The 17,679-nt window shown below is 44.8% G+C and carries 18 protein-coding genes and 1 riboswitch; of the genes, 10 read left to right on the forward strand and 8 right to left on the reverse strand.

Annotated features, from left to right (window positions below):
• Nucleotides 1-114: 114 nt before the first annotated feature.
• From CN378_RS08275 to CN378_RS08290, 4 genes are all read right to left on the reverse strand, one after another.
• Complete coding sequence (locus tag CN378_RS08275) at nucleotides 115-1,269, reverse strand: CdaR family transcriptional regulator (protein ID WP_098351416.1); 1,155 nt, start codon at nucleotides 1,267-1,269, stop codon at nucleotides 115-117.
• Between the two features lie 285 nt (nucleotides 1,270-1,554).
• Nucleotides 1,555-1,812 carry a GlsB/YeaQ/YmgE family stress response membrane protein gene (locus CN378_RS08280; protein WP_034764945.1) on the reverse strand — a complete coding sequence of 86 codons (258 nt, stop codon included), beginning with the start codon at nucleotides 1,810-1,812 and terminating at the stop codon, nucleotides 1,555-1,557.
• Between the two features lie 71 nt (nucleotides 1,813-1,883).
• Nucleotides 1,884-3,353 (reverse strand): phospholipase D family protein, encoded by a 1,470-nt coding sequence (locus CN378_RS08285; protein WP_257141072.1) that lies wholly within the window; start codon nucleotides 3,351-3,353, stop codon nucleotides 1,884-1,886.
• A gap of 130 nt (nucleotides 3,354-3,483) precedes the next feature.
• Nucleotides 3,484-4,827 carry an MFS transporter gene (locus CN378_RS08290; RefSeq protein ID WP_098351417.1) on the reverse strand — a complete coding sequence of 448 codons (1,344 nt, stop codon included), beginning with the start codon at nucleotides 4,825-4,827 and terminating at the stop codon, nucleotides 3,484-3,486.
• A gap of 157 nt (nucleotides 4,828-4,984) precedes the next feature.
• Here CN378_RS08290 and CN378_RS08295 point away from each other — a divergent pair, with 157 nt between their 5' ends.
• Complete coding sequence (locus CN378_RS08295; protein ID WP_098351418.1) at nucleotides 4,985-5,656, forward strand: haloacid dehalogenase type II; 672 nt, start codon at nucleotides 4,985-4,987, stop codon at nucleotides 5,654-5,656.
• Between the two features lie 62 nt (nucleotides 5,657-5,718).
• Here CN378_RS08295 and CN378_RS08300 read toward each other — a convergent pair whose 3' ends face one another.
• On the reverse strand, nucleotides 5,719-6,333 hold the full coding sequence (locus CN378_RS08300) for an NAD(P)-dependent oxidoreductase (RefSeq protein WP_098351419.1): 615 nt from the start codon (nucleotides 6,331-6,333) through the stop codon (nucleotides 5,719-5,721).
• A 130-nt stretch (nucleotides 6,334-6,463) separates the two neighbouring features.
• Between CN378_RS08300 and CN378_RS08305 the strand changes: the two genes are divergently transcribed.
• Nucleotides 6,464-6,793: a CHY zinc finger protein gene (locus tag CN378_RS08305; RefSeq protein WP_098351420.1), complete on the forward strand. Its 330-nt coding sequence runs from the start codon at nucleotides 6,464-6,466 to the stop codon at nucleotides 6,791-6,793.
• Nucleotides 6,794-6,834: 41 nt separating this feature from the next.
• Nucleotides 6,835-7,761 carry a peptide-methionine (R)-S-oxide reductase MsrB gene (gene msrB / locus CN378_RS08310; RefSeq protein WP_098351421.1) on the forward strand — a complete coding sequence of 309 codons (927 nt, stop codon included), beginning with the start codon at nucleotides 6,835-6,837 and terminating at the stop codon, nucleotides 7,759-7,761.
• A gap of 91 nt (nucleotides 7,762-7,852) precedes the next feature.
• Here the strand turns inward: msrB and CN378_RS22895 are convergent, their stop codons facing one another.
• From CN378_RS22895 to CN378_RS08320, 3 genes are all read right to left on the reverse strand, one after another.
• Entirely contained in the window at nucleotides 7,853-7,987 is a 135-nt protein-coding gene (locus tag CN378_RS22895) for a hypothetical protein (protein ID WP_257141073.1), read from the reverse strand.
• A gap of 161 nt (nucleotides 7,988-8,148) precedes the next feature.
• Nucleotides 8,149-9,690, reverse strand: coding sequence for an FAD-dependent oxidoreductase (locus tag CN378_RS08315; RefSeq protein ID WP_098351422.1), 1,542 nt, complete (start codon nucleotides 9,688-9,690; stop codon nucleotides 8,149-8,151).
• A gap of 118 nt (nucleotides 9,691-9,808) precedes the next feature.
• Nucleotides 9,809-10,663: a bifunctional 5,10-methylenetetrahydrofolate dehydrogenase/5,10-methenyltetrahydrofolate cyclohydrolase gene (locus CN378_RS08320; protein ID WP_483295067.1), complete on the reverse strand. Its 855-nt coding sequence runs from the start codon at nucleotides 10,661-10,663 to the stop codon at nucleotides 9,809-9,811.
• A 46-nt stretch (nucleotides 10,664-10,709) separates the two neighbouring features.
• A riboswitch (ZMP/ZTP riboswitch) is annotated at nucleotides 10,710-10,806 on the reverse strand.
• A gap of 195 nt (nucleotides 10,807-11,001) precedes the next feature.
• On the opposite strand from CN378_RS08320, the gene CN378_RS08325 reads away from it, so the two are divergent.
• The 7 genes from CN378_RS08325 to CN378_RS08355 all read left to right on the forward strand — a co-directional run bounded on the left by CN378_RS08325 (nucleotide 11,002) and on the right by CN378_RS08355 (nucleotide 17,604).
• On the forward strand, nucleotides 11,002-11,736 hold the full coding sequence (locus CN378_RS08325; protein ID WP_098351424.1) for an SDR family NAD(P)-dependent oxidoreductase: 735 nt from the start codon (nucleotides 11,002-11,004) through the stop codon (nucleotides 11,734-11,736).
• On the forward strand, nucleotides 11,729-12,748 hold the full coding sequence (locus tag CN378_RS08330; protein ID WP_098351425.1) for an S-adenosylmethionine:tRNA ribosyltransferase-isomerase: 1,020 nt from the start codon (nucleotides 11,729-11,731) through the stop codon (nucleotides 12,746-12,748). Before CN378_RS08325 ends, CN378_RS08330 begins: the two co-directional genes overlap by 8 nt.
• 11 nt (nucleotides 12,749-12,759) lie before the next feature.
• On the forward strand, nucleotides 12,760-13,116 hold the full coding sequence (locus tag CN378_RS08335) for a VOC family protein (RefSeq protein ID WP_179884850.1): 357 nt from the start codon (nucleotides 12,760-12,762) through the stop codon (nucleotides 13,114-13,116).
• 131 nt (nucleotides 13,117-13,247) lie between these two features.
• A complete protein-coding gene (locus tag CN378_RS08340) occupies nucleotides 13,248-13,892 on the forward strand; it encodes a YczE/YyaS/YitT family protein (protein ID WP_098351427.1) in 645 nt (214 codons plus the stop codon).
• A gap of 257 nt (nucleotides 13,893-14,149) precedes the next feature.
• On the forward strand, nucleotides 14,150-14,848 hold the full coding sequence (locus tag CN378_RS08345; RefSeq protein ID WP_098351428.1) for a DNA alkylation repair protein: 699 nt from the start codon (nucleotides 14,150-14,152) through the stop codon (nucleotides 14,846-14,848).
• 123 nt (nucleotides 14,849-14,971) lie between these two features.
• A complete protein-coding gene (locus tag CN378_RS08350) occupies nucleotides 14,972-16,147 on the forward strand; it encodes a MalY/PatB family protein (RefSeq protein WP_098351429.1) in 1,176 nt (391 codons plus the stop codon).
• A 266-nt stretch (nucleotides 16,148-16,413) separates the two neighbouring features.
• Nucleotides 16,414-17,604: a glycine C-acetyltransferase gene (locus CN378_RS08355; RefSeq protein ID WP_098351430.1), complete on the forward strand. Its 1,191-nt coding sequence runs from the start codon at nucleotides 16,414-16,416 to the stop codon at nucleotides 17,602-17,604.
• Nucleotides 17,605-17,679: the final 75 nt, after the last annotated feature.

Below are 17,679 nucleotides of genomic sequence, written 5' to 3' on the forward strand. Positions count from 1 at the left end.
AATATAATCTATTTCTCTATTTAACCAAGTGAAGTAAGCGGTTACAATGGAAGTCCACCTAAAGATTTCCTGGTGAAAATAAAAAAGATTGTGCATTTGCACAATCATATTACCTCATTCTTTATTCATTTCATCGATTAATAAGATAAAGCGCAGTATGATGGCATCATCGAATTTTCTTGGGCTTAGACCCGTCAGTTCCTCGACACTTTCAAGTCTGTAAAGAAGGGTGTTTCGGTGAATATGTAAGGAGTTCGCCGTTTCTTTCATGTTTAATTGACAGTCAAATAATCGTTGAAGTGTATGTCTCAGGGTCGTACTTAGCTCAAAAGTCCGCTCACGATAGCGATTCATAAACTCCTGGCGAATGTCTAAGGGAATTCGCTTGATGAAATCCATGATGCCCCAGTCCTGTATGTGAATATAATCGGAAAACTGAGGGAAGCTTTCTTGCAACTCCAATGAGCTTAGTGCTTCCATATACGACTTTCTGTACCCGCCGACGCCTGGATAGACATTGCCGACAGCCGTTTTCACCATTAAATGCTTCTCCTTTAAATGTCGTTGCAAACGCTTTGCTAAAGTGATGACTCCCCCCTTAGTAGGGCAGACGCTAGAAGGGATCCCGATGACGCAGTGGGAGTCGTTGATAAAGGATTGGAAGTGAAGCTTTGGTAGTTGAAGCTTTATTCTCCTCAGAATTTCTTCTTTGATCATCGATAAAGGCATGTTGGTGGTAGAGTGGGTGAATAAGTTAGCGAATTTGACCAATAATACTTGAACATATTGGCTGGTATCAAGATGAATGTAGTGATGAGCGAACGCTTCATTTTTTCTTTCATCAAAATAATGGGGGTGTACCAAATCGAGGAGCCAATTATCCATCAATGTTTTCTGATGCTGTAGTTGATTATGGAAATGAACCTGCTGAAGCATGACTTCAACTGTGACCTTCACGATTTTTACAAATTGATCCAAATCCAGTGGGGAACCAGTTACGCCAACGACTCCTATGATTTCTCCCATGAACTCAATGGGAAGGTTGATGCCTTCTTTGGAACCATGAAACTTTCTCATGTCGTTCTCATAAATAATCAATGAACTTTTTTGTTTGAGGACATACAAAGCCCCTTCGTGAACCTGATTCATGCGTGAAGGATCTGTGCTGGCAACAATGACGCCGGACTCATTCATGATATTCATATTGTAGTGAACGACCGTCTTCAATTTCGCGATGATTGGGTAGGCTAATTCTTCTGTGATATGCATCTGAAACACCCCGTAATTTGTCTTCCCTTCATTCTAGCATATGTTTTCTTTCCGTATATTCGGGTAAAGAATACTATACAAAGGAGGTTACCTTCATGAAACGTTTAATTGGAAGACTGATCAAATGGGGACCTATCGTTTACCCGATTTATAAGAAGTATCGGAATAAAAGAAGGCATAAGAAATCCATGACGTATTAAAAGGGCAGCCAGCATTGGCTGTTTTTTTTGTTATTTAAAAACAAACAAATGAAAAACCCCTGGAATCCAGGGGTTTTTGGTATTCTTAATGAGATGTTCTTCTCATTCCTCTTAGAAGTAAACTTAATAGGAATACGAAGATGATCGCTCCCAGTAATGCCGGGATGATAGCGATTCCTGCAAGGGACGGACCGAAGCTTCCAAGAAGTTCCCCGCCGATCCAGGCACCGATAATACCGGCGATGATGTTTCCGATGATTCCGCCAGGAACGTTTTTACCTAATATAAGACCAGCTAACCAACCGATAATTCCACCAACAATTAAGTACAAGATTATACCCATTTTTTCTTACCTCCATATAGTGTTTTTTATGCTGTTATAAGTTAATTTCCCCTTTTTCTAAAAGTCAAAACCTAATATGTTGTCACTTGAAAAATTTTCTGGAGAATATACATGACATACTTAACGGCAGGCAATTTATCCTGATATTTTTCATAGTCAAGGGTGTATGTCCCGTTCTTGTTAGTCCATATCCGGTCGAAGTAGTCGTCGACTTCCTTCATGGTTTCGCTGTCTGAAGGGGCCGTCAGTTTCAGGTTTTCTTCCAGATTATAATCATCCATATTCCGGGACGTATAGTTACCTGATCCCCCGATGACGGTGCTTTGATCTTTCCCTTTTACATATATGAATTTCGTATGATATTGCTCTTTATTCGTGTTATACCACCTAATGGTAATATGTTCGTTCTCCAATTTATGAAGCTCGGCAGCAATGGGGAGATTCGGAAGTCCGATTTTCTCTTGTCCGAAGGCATTTTGATTCGGGTCCAGTACCAATCGTATGTCTACTTTCCGTTCAGCCGCGTCTTCTATCGCATCGATAATGTCCCGATCGGCGAGGTAGAACATCCCGATCCAGGCCTCATCGCCTTTTTTGGCATCATCCAGTGCCTTTACCACGCCTTTTTGAATTTCCCTTTCCGTCAGGATCTGTGCGTTGACAGATGTTTCACTGGAGGGTAAGGATTTGACCGAATTGTTTACCTCTTCCTCTGTAGGGAAAGCATTAAGATTTCCACCTGAAAAATCCGCTACGGCTTTTTCAGCTTTCACCATATCTTTGATGATGTCCCCTTTCACCTTAAAAGCGATATTTGAGTGGAAACCGCTGGCATCATGGGGATTGGCGGAAAGGATGAGCCCGGAGTCCTCAGTGATGACGACTTTTCGATGGTTTGCCTTCACGTTCAAGAGTTTTAAATAGGATCTCATCGTGACCTTTGGTGCGGAAGGGGCCATCGGGTTGGGCAGCCAGCCATAGCCGTCCTGCCCGAACCATCCTAAAGCGGTTCTCCATACACCTGAATAGATGAGGTTTGGATCCCTGAGTCGGTTCAAATCGGTAAAGACGACTTCAGCTCCAAGCTTTTCCAATGGCTCAATTTGTTTGGCCTGATGTGATCCGTAAGTCGTATTGACGACGTCACTGATAAAGACCACTTTCAGGTCGGGCTTCTTTTTCATCTGTTCTTCAATCTTTCTGGATAATGTTTCACTGATCTTGGGATAATCACGGTCACCCTTTGTATAGCCATTTACTAAGAATAAGTCCAAAATAAGAAAATCATCTGCTTCTTCAATGGTTTGATAGACTTCATCAAAGATCGATTGATCATATTTTTCTTTCCCATCCTTCTGATAGGTGAGGTCGTATAAGAATTCTACGTCCTTTTCAGGTATGGCGTAAGTGTCGCTGGCGTAGGAGATTCCTTTCGGCAAAGGCTTTACGCGGTTGTATATCATGACGGCCGTCAGGATGAAAATGATGGCTCCCCCGATCCACCAGCTTCTCTTTTTATACCACTTCTTCTTGGTCTTCAAATGGATTCCCCTGTTCTATTGTTTTTTCTTACTATACCCTTAATGGCATGAGGGGAATCCACATAGATGGAGATCTAGTGGAAAAGTCCAAAAAAAAATCCAGGCAGAAAAATCTGCCTGGACCCCTTACCTACGATTGATGAACATGTCTGCGATATAAAAGCAAGAGTAAGAGAGACACCGTCATGAGTCCGATCAGAACCAGGAAAGTGTTCTGAAAGGAGCTTACCGGGAAATCTGCTCCCCCCATCTCCACGATGATTCCGCCAAGGACAGAACCGGATGCGCTCCCGACATAGTGGATCAGCTGCTTCATCCCGATACCTGAGGCAGTCAATTCCTTGCTCATGACACGGGACACTTCGTTTGTCGAGCTTGAAGAAAGACTGGAAAATCCGAAGCTTGTAAACATATAGGCCAGCATGATCATATACTCACTGTGCGGTGATAAGAGATAAAAAAGGACAGTCGAAACGATGAGAAGAATATGAGCGAGAAACATCACTCTGATATTCCCATATCGGTCGATCAGTCTTCCTACAAATATGGCTGCGACTGCAGACAGCATCGCTCCAGGGAAAATGATGAATCCGACAGCCGTCGGGTTTTTGCCGAATACATGCTGAAGCATGAGGGGCATGACGATCAAGATGGCGAAATGGGTGACAAACCCAAGGAAACTCATATATAGAATTTGCCTGTAGCCTTTGTCCCGAATCAAGCTGGGCTGAATAAAGGGAATCTCAATCTTATGAATCCGAATCCATAATCCACCGAAGAAAACCGCGGCGCCTGCGAAATAGTACCAATGGAACGTCGAGATGAATAGCAGGAAGAAGGTGATTCCGATTCCGGTCAGCAAGCCTCCCCAAATATCAAAGTATCCCTTTCTTGTCGTCTCATTTGGCAGAAAGCGGTACAATACGGGGATCATTCCAAGTACGCATAATGTAATCAGGAATAAATAATTCCAGCTCAGGTAATCCGTTATGACGCCTCCCACAACGGGACCTAACCCAAATCCAAGGGAAGAAGCGGAAGCGATCATCGCAAGGGCCCGGCCACGCCTTTTCAAGGGGACAAACCGTCCGGCAAACACCATGGATAGACCGGGGATGGCTGCGGCCCCTGCCGCTTGAAACAAACGGGAAAGCAATAACCATGGGAACGTATTGGCAAAGAAGCCGGTCAATGAGGCTATGCCGAAGATGGTGATCCCAATGATGAGCAACCGTTTGATCGGGATGTAATCAGCCAAGCGGGTGTAAGTGATCGTACAGATAGCGAGTACGATCGAATACCCTGATACGATCCAGGCTCCTTCAGAAGGAGCCAAAGAGAAATCGTTCAATACATTTGGAAGGGCTACATTGAACATAGTCGTATTCATGACTACGAGCCAAATCGTCAAACTTAGAAAAAGAATCGTCTTTGTATGTGAAGGAGATGCTTGAGCATGTTGTTCACCAGTCATTTTTGACCACCTCCATGATAGATATTGATGCTCGAAGTAATATACCATAAACAAAGACGTACTGAAAATGAATGTGCCTTCGTCCGGGTGGGCTTGTGGAAGTTTAAGATTTAGGAAATGGTCTATTATATAAGGAGAATCTGTTAGGAGGAGAAGTATGTCAAATCTTACGATAAAAGCGTTTGTGTTCGATGCGTACGGTACCTTATTCGATGTCCATTCCGTTATTGAAAAATGTAATGAACTCTTTCCGGATAAAGGGGAGGAGATCAGTCAGGTGTGGCGTCAGAAACAATTGGAATATAGCTTTCTCCGTCAGCTGATGGGAACATATACGACATTTTACTCTATCACGAGGGATGCCCTGCATTACGCATGTGTCCATGTGGGAGTCGATCTTTCCGATGACAAAGAGAAGGAGTTGTTGGATGCTTACCTGGAATTAACTCATTATGAGGAAGTAGAAAGTGTACTCGGGGAACTGAAATCTTATCAAACCGCCATCTTCTCAAACGGCTCCCTTGATATGCTCTCACCACTGGTGGAGCAGTCTTCATTCAGGCACCTGCTGGATGAGGTATTGACAGTGGATGAAATCAAACAATTCAAACCCACTCCGATGTCTTATCAGCTTGTCCTTAAGAAGCTTGGCGTCAAAAGGGAAGAGGTTTTGTTTATGTCTTCAAATCCGTGGGATATTGCTGGGGCCGCCAATTTTGGGTTCAATACGGCATGGATCAACCGCCAGGATAAGGTAATGGACGAACTTGGCGTAAAGCCCGATTTTGTTTATGAGGATTTAACCGGAATACTGGAACATAAGAGCTAACTGAAAGGGACTGATCTCTCTTGTGTCTTAACATGACATAAGAGGGATCAGTCCTTGCCTTTTTAATAGGCCAAACCAACTGATTTGTCTACGTTTTTCTCTTGAACGATGCTTTCCAGTAGGAAATGAGCGACGTCAGCCCTTCCGATTTTTCGTCCCTTGGCCGGGACAGAGACGGCATCTTGACGGTAGTTCTTTGACATGGGTTGGGTTGTCAGTTGCATAGGTCTTGCAATGGTATAACGAACGTGGTGCTTCTTAATTTCCTCGACCGCATTTCTGTGATCCTTTAACACATTCCGCAGGATAAACTGGGCAAGCTTTCCCTGGAGACCGGGGATTTCTTTATGAATCCCTGCCGATGCTACGTACGCGATGCGATCAATATGATGGGTATTCATGGCTGTCAGGATATTCTTTGTCATGTTGGTAAGGACGGTGGTTTCCTTCAGCCCATCCGAACCGAGACAGGATATGACGGCTTCCTGTCCCGCTAATGCCCCTTCCACTTCTTTAGGGTTTAAAGCATCCCCCTGCACAATGGTTAATAGTGGGTCGTCCCCATTCAGCTTAGATGGATCTCTTACAAAAGCTGTGACTTCATGTCCCTCTGCCAAAGCTTGCTTGACGACTTCTTTGCCTGTACCGCCGGTTGCTCCAAACACGATTAACTTCAAGAATCTTCCCCTCCCATTCTGTTACTATTCATTGTATAGTACAGTTAGATTAATAGACTAGAATGAATAGGTAAACTGTTTTGATTTTTATAGGAATATAAACAAAGAATAACAGTGGGGGGAAATGATCATGACTGAAAAGCTGATCCCGGTTTCAGGAGTGGAAGTGGATGCTAAAACCAAATGTAAGCATTACCGAACGTCAAAGGACATCATCGCGATAAAATTCAAATGCTGTGATACGTATTATCCTTGTCACGCATGTCATGAAGAAGTCGCCGATCATGAACCCGTTCTCTGGTCCCCGGATGAGTGGAATGTGAAAGCGGTCCTCTGTGGCGAATGTCGGAATGAACTAACCATTTTACAGTACATGAATTGTCAATCAGTCTGTCCACATTGCCAGTCTTCCTTTAATCCTGGTTGTCAGAACCATTACCACTTGTACTTTCAAGGATGAATGGTTGCAATTGTTTCACGTGAAACGAGAGGAGTGATGAAATGGAGAAAGCGACGTTTGCAGGAGGTTGTTTCTGGTGTATGGTAGAGCCTTTTGAAAATATAGAAGGAATTGAAGGAATTGTTTCAGGGTATATAGGAGGAGTAACGGCTCACCCGACTTATAAAGACGTGACATCAGGTGAAACCGGACATTATGAAGCGGTGCAGATCACCTTTCATCCAGAAATATTCCCGTATGAGAAACTCCTGGATCTATATTGGAGGCAAATTGACCCCACCGATCCCGATGGGCAATTCAAAGATCGAGGAAGCTCGTATCGGACTGCGATTTTTTATCATAATGAGAATCAAAGATGCTCCGCCAAAACGTCCAGGGAAGAGCTTGGCGGAAAGTTTTCTAAACCCATTGTGACGGAGATCCTGCCTGCAAGGGAGTTTTACCCTGCTGAAGAATATCATCAGGATTTCCACAAGAAAAATGCTTTCCGCTATGCTCTTTATAAACGCAGTAGAGAAGAGTTCTTAAAGAAGCACTGGCCAAAGGACCGGTCTTATTTAAAAGGGCAGCTGACGGACATACAATACTTTGTGACTCAGGAAAATGGAACTGAACCGCCTTTTGATAACGAATACTGGGACAACGTGGAAGAAGGAATATACGTGGATGTCGTGTCAGGGGAACCATTATTCACTTCGAAAGATCAGTATGACAGTGGATGTGGCTGGCCGAGCTTTACAAAGCCGGTAATGGATGCAAGCGTCAACGAACAATACGATCTCTCGCATCGTTCAACGCGCATAGAGGTCAGGAGCAGGGAAGCCGATTCCCATCTTGGACATGTATTCCCGGATGGGCCAGGTCCTAAAGGGCTCCGCTATTGCATCAACTCCGCTTCTTTACGGTTCATTCCGAAAGATAAGCTTGAGGAGGAAGGATATGGAGACTTCCAATTATTGTTTAAATAAAAGGTAAGCAGGCAAAAATCCAACAAAAAAAGAATAACCAGAAGGACTTTTTGTCCGATCTGGTTATTCTTTTGATTCGTGCTGGTCGTTACTAGTCCTGTGGTCGGTTTTTCTTGGTATTCGCCTGCCCGGTTGTAAATTCTACTAATTCAGAACTTGTCCGATTGCCTTTTTTCGCATTCGTATTACTTTGAGCATTGCGGTTCCCTTTTTTGGTACGTCCCATATAGAATCCCTCCCAATATAGTAACTCTTTATAGTGTGAGGAATAATCGGGGAAATATTCTTTTGAATCATGCGACAAAATATGTCAAATTCACTGGTGCTTCGGTTTATTTCCCGGGCTATATTCGACAAAAACTCTTAAGTTCTCCAGAGGTCCAACCGTCAATCGTGTACTTCGAATCTTTCTAGGGGTTTTTTGGCCGGGCCTTCGATTACTTCTCCGTCTATGGAGAAACGGGATCCGTGACAAGGGCAGTCCCAGGTGTGATCTCCGTGGTTCCATTCGGTTTCGCAGCCCAGGTGAGTACAGGTTGTATCCACGAGGTGAAGCTTTCCGGTATCATCCCTGAATCCTCCGCAGCGACGGCCGTTGAAGTTGACCACATCGCCTTCCCCTTTTTGGAGCTCTTCCGGTTTCTTGGAGAGTACCTGTAATTTTCCTTTTATAAGCTCGCCTGCAACGTTGAGATTCTCTTTAAAGAAATGTTTCATGCTAGGGTCCGCAACAAACCTGGAAGGAGTGTATACGTCGGCATAAATATGATGATTTCCTAAGATCTGATCCGAAAGAATCTGCCCGGCTAGGGTACCGGATGTCATGCCCCATTTATTAAAGCCTGTTGCAACAAAAATGGAAGGGTGTTTTTCCGTCAGCTTGCCGATATACGGTACTTTATCCAACGTGATCAAATCCTGTGCCGACCAGCGATACCTGACCTCTTCTATTCCAACTACTTCTCTCCCGAAATCCTCTAATGCCTTATAATGGTCCATCGTATCTTTACCCTGACCGGTTTTATGTTTGTCTCCTCCGATCAAGATGAGTTTTTCTCCATTGTCATCTTCTTCATAGCGCAGGGAACGGATAGGGTCTTCTGCACTTATGTACATTCCACCCGGATAGTCCTTTTTGGCTTTCACCCCGAGTATGTACGAACGTTCTGCATGCATCTTGGTAAAATAAAATCCCATCCCATCATAAAAGGGAAAGTGGGAACAGATGACAACATACTCACTATCAAGGTGGTAACCGTCCGCCGTCACAACCTGGGTACTATCACCTTCATTGATGGTCTTGGCCATCGTTCCTTCGAAAATCTGACCGCCTGAGCCCGTATAAGAATCAATCAGGGCTTTAAGATATTTCAAAGGATGAAACTGCGCTTGATCCTTCATCAAAACGGCATTCTTTATCTCTATATCAAGTGGAAGCTTTTCGACAAGCTCTCCGTTGATGTCTAACTTCTCATACGCCTCGTATTCCTTCTGGATTTTTGCAGCGTATTGATCAGTGGTGGCGTATACGTATGCGTCCTCGTGCGTAAAGTGACACTCAATCTTTTCGCTGGAAATCGTATCCTTGATAAATTGAAGGGCCTTCGATTGTGAAAGATAATATTTCTTGGCAAATTCTTCACCGAAATGCTGGATGAGTTCATCATAAATCAATCCATGCTGAGCGGAAATTTTTGCTGTGGTGTGACCGGTCGTGCCGTTTAATAAGTGATCGGCCTCAATGAGAGCAACCTTTTTTCCTGCCTTTTCCAACAGGTAAGCGGTGGTGATCCCTGCTATCCCGCCGCCAACCACGGTCACATCTACCTTTATGTTTTCTTCAAGCTTTTTAAAAACGGGAAGCTTAGCGGTTTCCCTCCAATAGGGTTCCGGTGTATGGGAAAAAGCATTGTGTTGTTGTGAGTCCATGTGAACGCTCCTTTATCTTTCTATTCCTTACCATTCTCTCCCAAAATGGCGAAAAAATAAGTGTGAAATAAGAAAAAAGAGACGGAGATAGAGTCCGCCTCTTAAAGGATGTTTGTTTTTATGAATGTTGGACAACCTGACCATACTTTTCAGCAGAATCAACGGTTTGTTTTAGCAGCATGGAAATGGTGACAGGACCTACTCCTCCAGGAACAGGTGTAATCGCGCCTGCCTTTTCATAGCATGCCTCATAATCGACGTCCCCTACATTCCCTTTGTTATACCCGGCATCAAGAACGACGGCCCCTTCTTTCAACCAGTCCCCTTGAATGAAATTCGGTTTTCCGACGGCTGCTACCACAATATCAGCCGTAGAGAGGATGGCAGGCAGATTCTCAGTATAGGAGTGGCATGTCGTCACCGTTGCGTTCCTGTTCAATAGCATCATGGAAACGGGTTTGCCGAGGATTGGACTTCTTCCAACCACGACAGCGTGCTTCCCTTCGAGGGAGACCCCGTAGTAATCGATGATGCTCATGATCGCGGCAGGGGTGCAGGATGGATACTCCCCGAACCCTAATGAATTCTGACCGAAACCAAGGCTTGTGACGCCATCCACATCCTTTTCAATGGAAATCGCTTCAAAGGCAGCGCGTTCGTCGATGTGATGGGGGACAGGGTGCTGTAAAAGGATACCGTGAACAGAACGGTCATCATTAAGCTCGTTGATCACGTTTAGGAGCTCATCCGTGGTTGTTTCCTTTGGAAGATGGATTCGTCTTGATTCCATCCCGATCTTCGCGCAGGCATTCCCCTTCATTTTTACATAGGTAGCAGACGATGGATCATCTCCAACCAGCACTGTTGCAAGACATGGTGTGATTCCATTCTCTTTTAATACGGCTACTCTCGCTTTCAGGCTTTCCTTAACCTCAGATGCAACACGTTTCCCGTCTAATAGTAATGGTTCCACTGCAATCCCTCCTGATTATAGTAAAAAAAGACAAAGGTATCCCCTTGCCTTCTGCCCAGGCGAACGGCTAATGGCTCATGATTTGTAAGATTCGCAGCTCCCTTGTGGTTCATTCCACATTTTCGCCAGTCACTGCTCTATTTACGTTCAATTTGATTATAACACGAATATAAAATACATTTCTAGTATTAATGTTCGTGTTTTTGTGGAGTACACCAAAAGGCTGATGGAAGGCTACATCAAATTTTCTAGAGTATTCGACCCCTAATAGAGGATTTGTTGTCTTTGACTATTTCATAAACTGTGAGTATCACAAGAATTTGAAAGGGGTATGCAAAATGTTTGAACATAAAGTAGTCATGGTAACGGGGGCTTCAAAAGGATTAGGGAGGGCATTGGCATTGAAGTTCGCTGAAGAAGGGGCAAAACTTGCCATTTGCGCACGAAATCATGGACCACTCATGGAGGTTGAGAAAGAACTGAGAGCTTTAGGGGCAGAAGTGGTGGCATTGGAAGCGGATGTTTCAAATGCCCGGGACGTGGATCGCTTTGTATCGGTAACGGAAGAAACGCTGGGAGGAGTGGATGTCCTCTTTAACAATGCTTCTGTGTTCGGCCCGGGCCCCCGTCTGCTGGCCGATTATCCAGAGGAAGAGTTTCTTCGGGTACTGACAATCAACACGTTGAATCCATTTCTTGTCACCAAAAGAGTTCTTCCCGGGATGATTGGAAGAGGTATGGGCTCGATCATCAATTTAACTTCGGAGGCAGGTGAAACAGGGTTTGCGGAGTGGGGAGCGTATGGCATTTCAAAGTTCGCCGTTGAAGGGTTGACGCAAACGTGGTCCGACGAGCTGGGCGATACAGGGATACGGGTGAATATGGTCGACCCGGGTGAAATGGATACGGATATGCACGACCAGGCTGTCCCCCACTGTGATTATCCCCTTGCCGCTCCCGGGGATCACCTTGATGTGTTTTTATACCTGGCTTCTGATGCGTCTTTAAATGAGAATGGGAAACGATTTGCCGCACGGGAATTTCAGTGGGACCGAGGCGGGGATCATGAATGAAATAGCGAAAACATTCGATATCCCTCCCCGATTGAACGCGTCGACTCCTATCGAGCTACAAGGCTCCGAGAGGGATGAAGTAAAGCTGATGGTGATGGACCGAAAGACCGGCAAATGTGAAGATACCCGCTTCAGGCAGCTGCCCGCCTTTTTAAATAAGGGGGACGTACTTGTACTCAACAATAGCAGGACCATCCCTGCATCTCTCAAAGGGAAACAGGGAGACAGGCAACTTGAAGTCCGTTTATCCAGGAAAATCGATGATCACTGCTGGGATGCGCTGATCATAGGGGACGTGTATCAAACAGGGGAAGCTGTCCATTTTCAAGAGGGAGTTAAGGCGGACCTCGTGGGTGAAGGAAGTGAAAAACCGCTGGTGCGATTGTCTTTCAACAAGAGTGGCAGCGAGCTCCTTGATTTTATTTACAGAAGCGGAGAGCCGATCCGTTATGAATATATCGAAACGCCATGGCCGCTTGATTGTTTCCAGACTGTTTATGGATCAGTACCGGGGTCTGTCGAAATGACATCTGCCGGAAGGGCCTTTTCGTGGAAGTTGATCCAATCCTTGAAACAAAAAGGGATTGAGATCGTGTTCTTACAGCTTCACACAGGTTTGAGCTACTACGGGGACGATCGGTGGCCGACTCCAAAAAATCATCCGGAAGACTATCATATCGGGTCAGGGACAGTGGATAGAATCAACCGGGCAAAGAATGGCGGGAACCGGGTCATCGCAGTGGGGACAACGGTCGTCAGGGCCCTGGAGACCGTCATGATGGAGCACGGGGAGCTAAAGGCTTCCGAGGGGGTAACCAATCTCTATATATCCGGTGACAACTCCCTAAAAATCGTAGACGGCCTCATTACAGGCTTCCACGAACCGGAAGCAAGTCACCTGGATCTCTTAAAGGCCTTTATTTCAGAGGAAAAACTATTAAAGGCCTATCAAACGGCTCTGGCAAAAAACTATAAATGGCATGAGTTCGGGGATATGAATATCATTTTATAAGGAGAATGGGTATGAAGGTTCATCATATTGGAATGAAAGTAAAAAGCTTGGCGGTCTCAAAGGAATTCTATCAAACCTATTTTGGGTTCCAGGAAGAAATGAAAGTGACGTGGGATAGTGAGGACATCCTGTTTTTGAAAAAAGGGAATTGTCGATTGGAGCTTATAGAGGAAACGGGAGAAAAGGACGGATTGGGCCGGACATTTCTTCATTTAGCGTTCGAAGTGACAAGCCTTGAGGAGGAGATAGGTTTTTTGGAAGAGAAGGGTTTATTACCCGTTGAAGGACCGGTCGTTCTTGAAAATGGCTGGAACGTGGCCTTTTTCTTTGGTCCGGATGGGGAAATGATCGAGATGGTTGAGGGATAGAGGGTTCATGCCCCGCCAAGCAACTTATCCCCACCAACCCCATAGGTTTTATGAAATTTTTTTGTCCGGGATTCTGTGATACAGTTATCCGGGTAATAAATGAACCGACTATGGAGTAGGAAGGGATTTTCATGAATCGAGAAAAAGGTTTACGCTGGTCGTTTTTCTTTGTTGGCTTACTTGTGCTGTCGTTTGGCATCAGCTTGACGATTAAAGGAAAAGATCTTGGAATCGGACCTTGGGATGTGTTTCATTATGGACTGTTCAAGCAGCTTGGTCTGACGATCGGGACGTGGTCCATTATCGTCGGCTTTATCATCCTGTTTGTGACAGGCGTCGGGACCAGGTCGTTTCCTAAAGCCGGAGCGTTTATCAATATGCTGTTAATTGGTATTTTCATAGATTTATTCAATTTTGTTTTGCCTGACCCGCAATCCTTCGCAGCACAAGCCGTCTTGTTTGCCATCGGGATCGTGGTCATCGGATATGGGATCGGCATGTATGTATCGGCGGATCTTGGAGCGGGACCTCGGGACAGTCTTATGCTGCTGGTGGTCGAGAAAACAGGCTGGAAGGTTCAGTGGGGACGGAATGGAATGGAGATCATTGTGTTCTTCTTTGGCTGGTTACTGGGTGGTCCTGTGGGGATCGGAACTGTGATCATCGCATTGGGACTGGGGTCGATCGTTGGATTTTCACTGCCTCAAAGCAAAAAACTTCTTCACTTCCTCATTGAAAGACAGATGACGAAAAGAGACAATCCTTTAGCAAGCTGAGGATTGTCTTTTTTCAGTTGAAAAAGGTTTTTCAATCGATCATAAAGAAGTATGAATAGAAACGGGAGATGTCTCGATTGGAAAATACATTTTATAAAAATGAACGGGTGGGAGAATGAAAGAGCTTGTAGACTACTGTTACCTATGCCAAAAGCCCCTCTACTGCTTAGATGGTTTCTTTAACGGTGTACAAATGGAGGACGGGAAAAACTGTTGCTTTGAATGTGAGGAACGAAGTCAAAAGGAGGAGATGTTAGATGAATCATGAGTATGCAGATCAGTTGATTGCCCTATTAAAGCACCATCAAAATAGTGCAAACCGGGAAGCGATGGAAGCCTATATGAGAAATCAATTTGAGTTCTTTGGTATCAAGACCCCGGAACGAACGGCTTTACTACGGGATTTTCTAAAGGAGAACGGTAAACCACCAATTGAAGAATTGCCGGCCATCGTCCGTTCTCTTTGGTCTGAACCTCAAAGGGAATGTCAGTATGTCGCGCTTTCTCTTCTGGATAAGCAATCCAGGTATTTAGTGAAGGAGCACCTGCCGCTTCTGGAAGAAATGATCACCGATAAATCCTGGTGGGATACGATCGACCATATCGCTTCCAATCATGTGGGTAGAATCTTTCAAACGGAAGAAGACGACACTTACTTAGAGAAATGGATTCATTCAGATCATATGTGGTTGAACCGCATCGCCATACTGTATCAGTTGAAATATAAAGAAAAGACGGATGAGGCACGTCTGTTCAGATATATTTCCATGCACAATCAATCAAAGGAATTCTTTATTCAGAAGGCCATCGGCTGGGCTCTGCGTGAGTATTCAAAAACCAACCCGGAAGCGGTAGAAATGTTCATTGAAACCGTGGAACTTGCCCCATTGAGCAAACGGGAAGGCTTAAAGCACTTGAACAGGAAAGCAAAGTCAGAAAAATCAGTGAAGAAATAGTGAAGGACCGATATCCTGCTAACCAGGGAATAAAAAGAAATTCCTATTTTTTATTCAGGTATTCACCCGGTTCTAAATCTGGTATAAAGTAAAGAAAGATAGATTCGAGAGGGGCATTGGGACATGAATTGGAATGATTGCATCGAGAGAACGAATACTCACTCTGTTAAATGGTCATTTCCTGACGGGGATGTGATCCCTATGTGCATAGCAGACATGGACTTTCAAGTTTCATCTGCGATTGTGGAAGCAATGAAAAAGAAGGCCGGGCATGGCATCTACGGCTATACTACGTTCAGCGATCGATACTTTGAGTCCATCATTTCATGGTGGAAGAGACGCTTCCATATGGAAATAGAGAAAGAGTGGATCAGCTTCAGCCCGGGGATCATTCCGGGAATCAACGTATTGTTGTCTGTGTTGACGGAACCTGGAGACGCTGTCATCATTCAAGATCCCGTATATTATCCTTTTTATAGTACGATTGAAAATCACGGCTGTTCGGTCATAAAAAACACGCTGGTCTATGGGGATGGGGTGTATTCCATTGATTTTGAGGATCTGGAAGCAAAAGCGGGCCGGTCAAATGCCAAGCTTTTGATTCTATGCAGTCCTCATAATCCTGTAGGACGGGTCTGGACAAAGGAAGAACTGCGGAGAATCGGGGATATTGCCAAGCGTCACGGCCTATGGATCATCTCGGACGAAATGCACGGAGACCTAGTATACGAAGGCTATGAACATATTCCGCTCTTTAAAGGGGATGAGAGTCTGTTGGAAAGAAGCATTCTGTGTGCAGCTCCAAGCAAAACGTTTAACATTGCAGGCCTTCAAACCTCCATCCTCCTCATCCCGAATAAAACCTTAAGAGAAAAATATCAGGACAAGCTCACAGGATATGGTCTGATGAGGCCGAATGTGTTTGGGATTGAAGGGACCATCGCCGCCTATGAGGAAGGTGAACCGTGGTTACATGAGCTTCTGTTGGTGCTTGAGGAGAATAAACAGTATGTGCAGAACTATCTGGAGCAACATCTTCCGGAGCTCAAAGCCATCCAGCCTCAGGCCACCCATCTGATCTGGATTAACTGCACCGGATTGGAAATGGAAGGTAAAGAGCTATGCAGGTTCTTCTTAGAGAAAGCCAGAGTCAAATTCGACGAAGGTTTTAAATTTGGAGACAGCGGCCAATCCTTCGTCCGAATGAACATCGCCTGTCCCAAAGAGCGGGTCGACCTGGCACTAAGAAGGATGCACAAAGCCATTCTCGAACACCGTGTTGCCCGCAAACATGGTTAAAAAACAAAGGATGAACAGAAGTCGCCGCTTTTGTTCATCCTTTGTTTTTGAGCTTGGCCAAATAAAAAAATCTGCAGTTTTTCAACTATAAAGGGAACACTACCATATAGGCAAAAAACGAAGATAAATTTTGTCCATCACGAAAAAACATGTTAAACTAAAAAATAGAACAATTCTTAGAAAACACAAAGATTCACCTGATAAATAATGTATTTTTGGAATGGACATTTGTTTTTAAAACGCTTACATAACAGGAGGACGAGTATATGACAAGTAAGTCGTTAGATCACTTTTTACAAGAAAACCTTGAAGATTTAAAATCACGCGGTTTGTATAATGAAATCGACCCATTGCAGGGTGCCAATGGACCGATGATCACAGTGAACGGTAAAAAGCTTGTGAACCTTTCTTCTAATAACTATCTGGGACTCGCAACCGATGAACGCCTGAAGAAGGTGGCCATTGAAGCCGTGAAAGAATACGGTGTGGGAGCCGGTGCCGTACGTACCATCAATGGTACCCTTGACCTTCATGTGAAGCTTGAGGAAAAGCTTGCGAAATTCAAAGGAACAGAAGCCGCGATTGCGTATCAATCAGGTTTCAACTGTAATATGGCAGCCATTTCAGCTGTGATGGATAAGAATGATGCCATCCTTTCCGATGAATTGAACCACGCCTCCATCATTGACGGGTGTCGCCTTTCAAAAGCCAAGATCATCCGTTTTGGTCATTCCGATATGGAAGATCTCCGTGCGAAAGCGAAAGAAGCGAAGGAATCAGGTCAATACAACAAAATCATGATCATCACGGACGGGGTATTCTCGATGGACGGGGATGTTTGTAAGCTTCCTGAAATCGTTGAGATCGCTGAAGAATTCGATATCATGACGTATGTAGATGATGCCCACGGTTCCGGTGTCCTTGGAAAGGGTGCAGGGACGGTCAAGCACTTTGGCCTGTCAGATAAAGTCGACTTCCAAATGGGTACGTTATCGAAAGCCATCGGTGTAGTCGGTGGATACGTGGCAGGAACGCAAAATCTGATTGATTGGTTAAAAGTCCGCTCCCGTCCATTCCTATTCTCTACTTCACTGACACCGGCAGACGTGACGGCCTGTACGGAAGCACTTGATCTTATCATGAATTCGACGGAGCTTCAGGATAATATGTGGGAAAACAGCCGCTATCTGAAGGAAGAGCTGACGAAGCTTGGGTTTGACATCGGAAACAGTGAGACACCTATCACACCTGTCATCATCGGTGAAGAGCAGGCAACACAGGACTTCAGTAAACGCCTGTATGAAGAAGGGGTTTATGCAAAATCCATTGTGTTCCCAACCGTACCAAGGGGAACTGGCCGTGTGAGAAACATGCCTTCCGCTGCACATACGAAGGAAATGCTTGATCAAGCGATCGCAGCGTATGAGAAGGTCGGAAAAGAAATGGGAATCATTTAATCAAACAGCATAGGGACTGGCATCATGTCAGCCCTATCTTTTTACGATAACACCAAAGGGTAATGCAGGAGGAAA

The sequence above is a fragment of the Bacillus sp. AFS015802 genome, from assembly GCF_002561455.1.
Lineage (GTDB): Bacteria > Bacillota > Bacilli > Bacillales > Bacillaceae_B > Rossellomorea.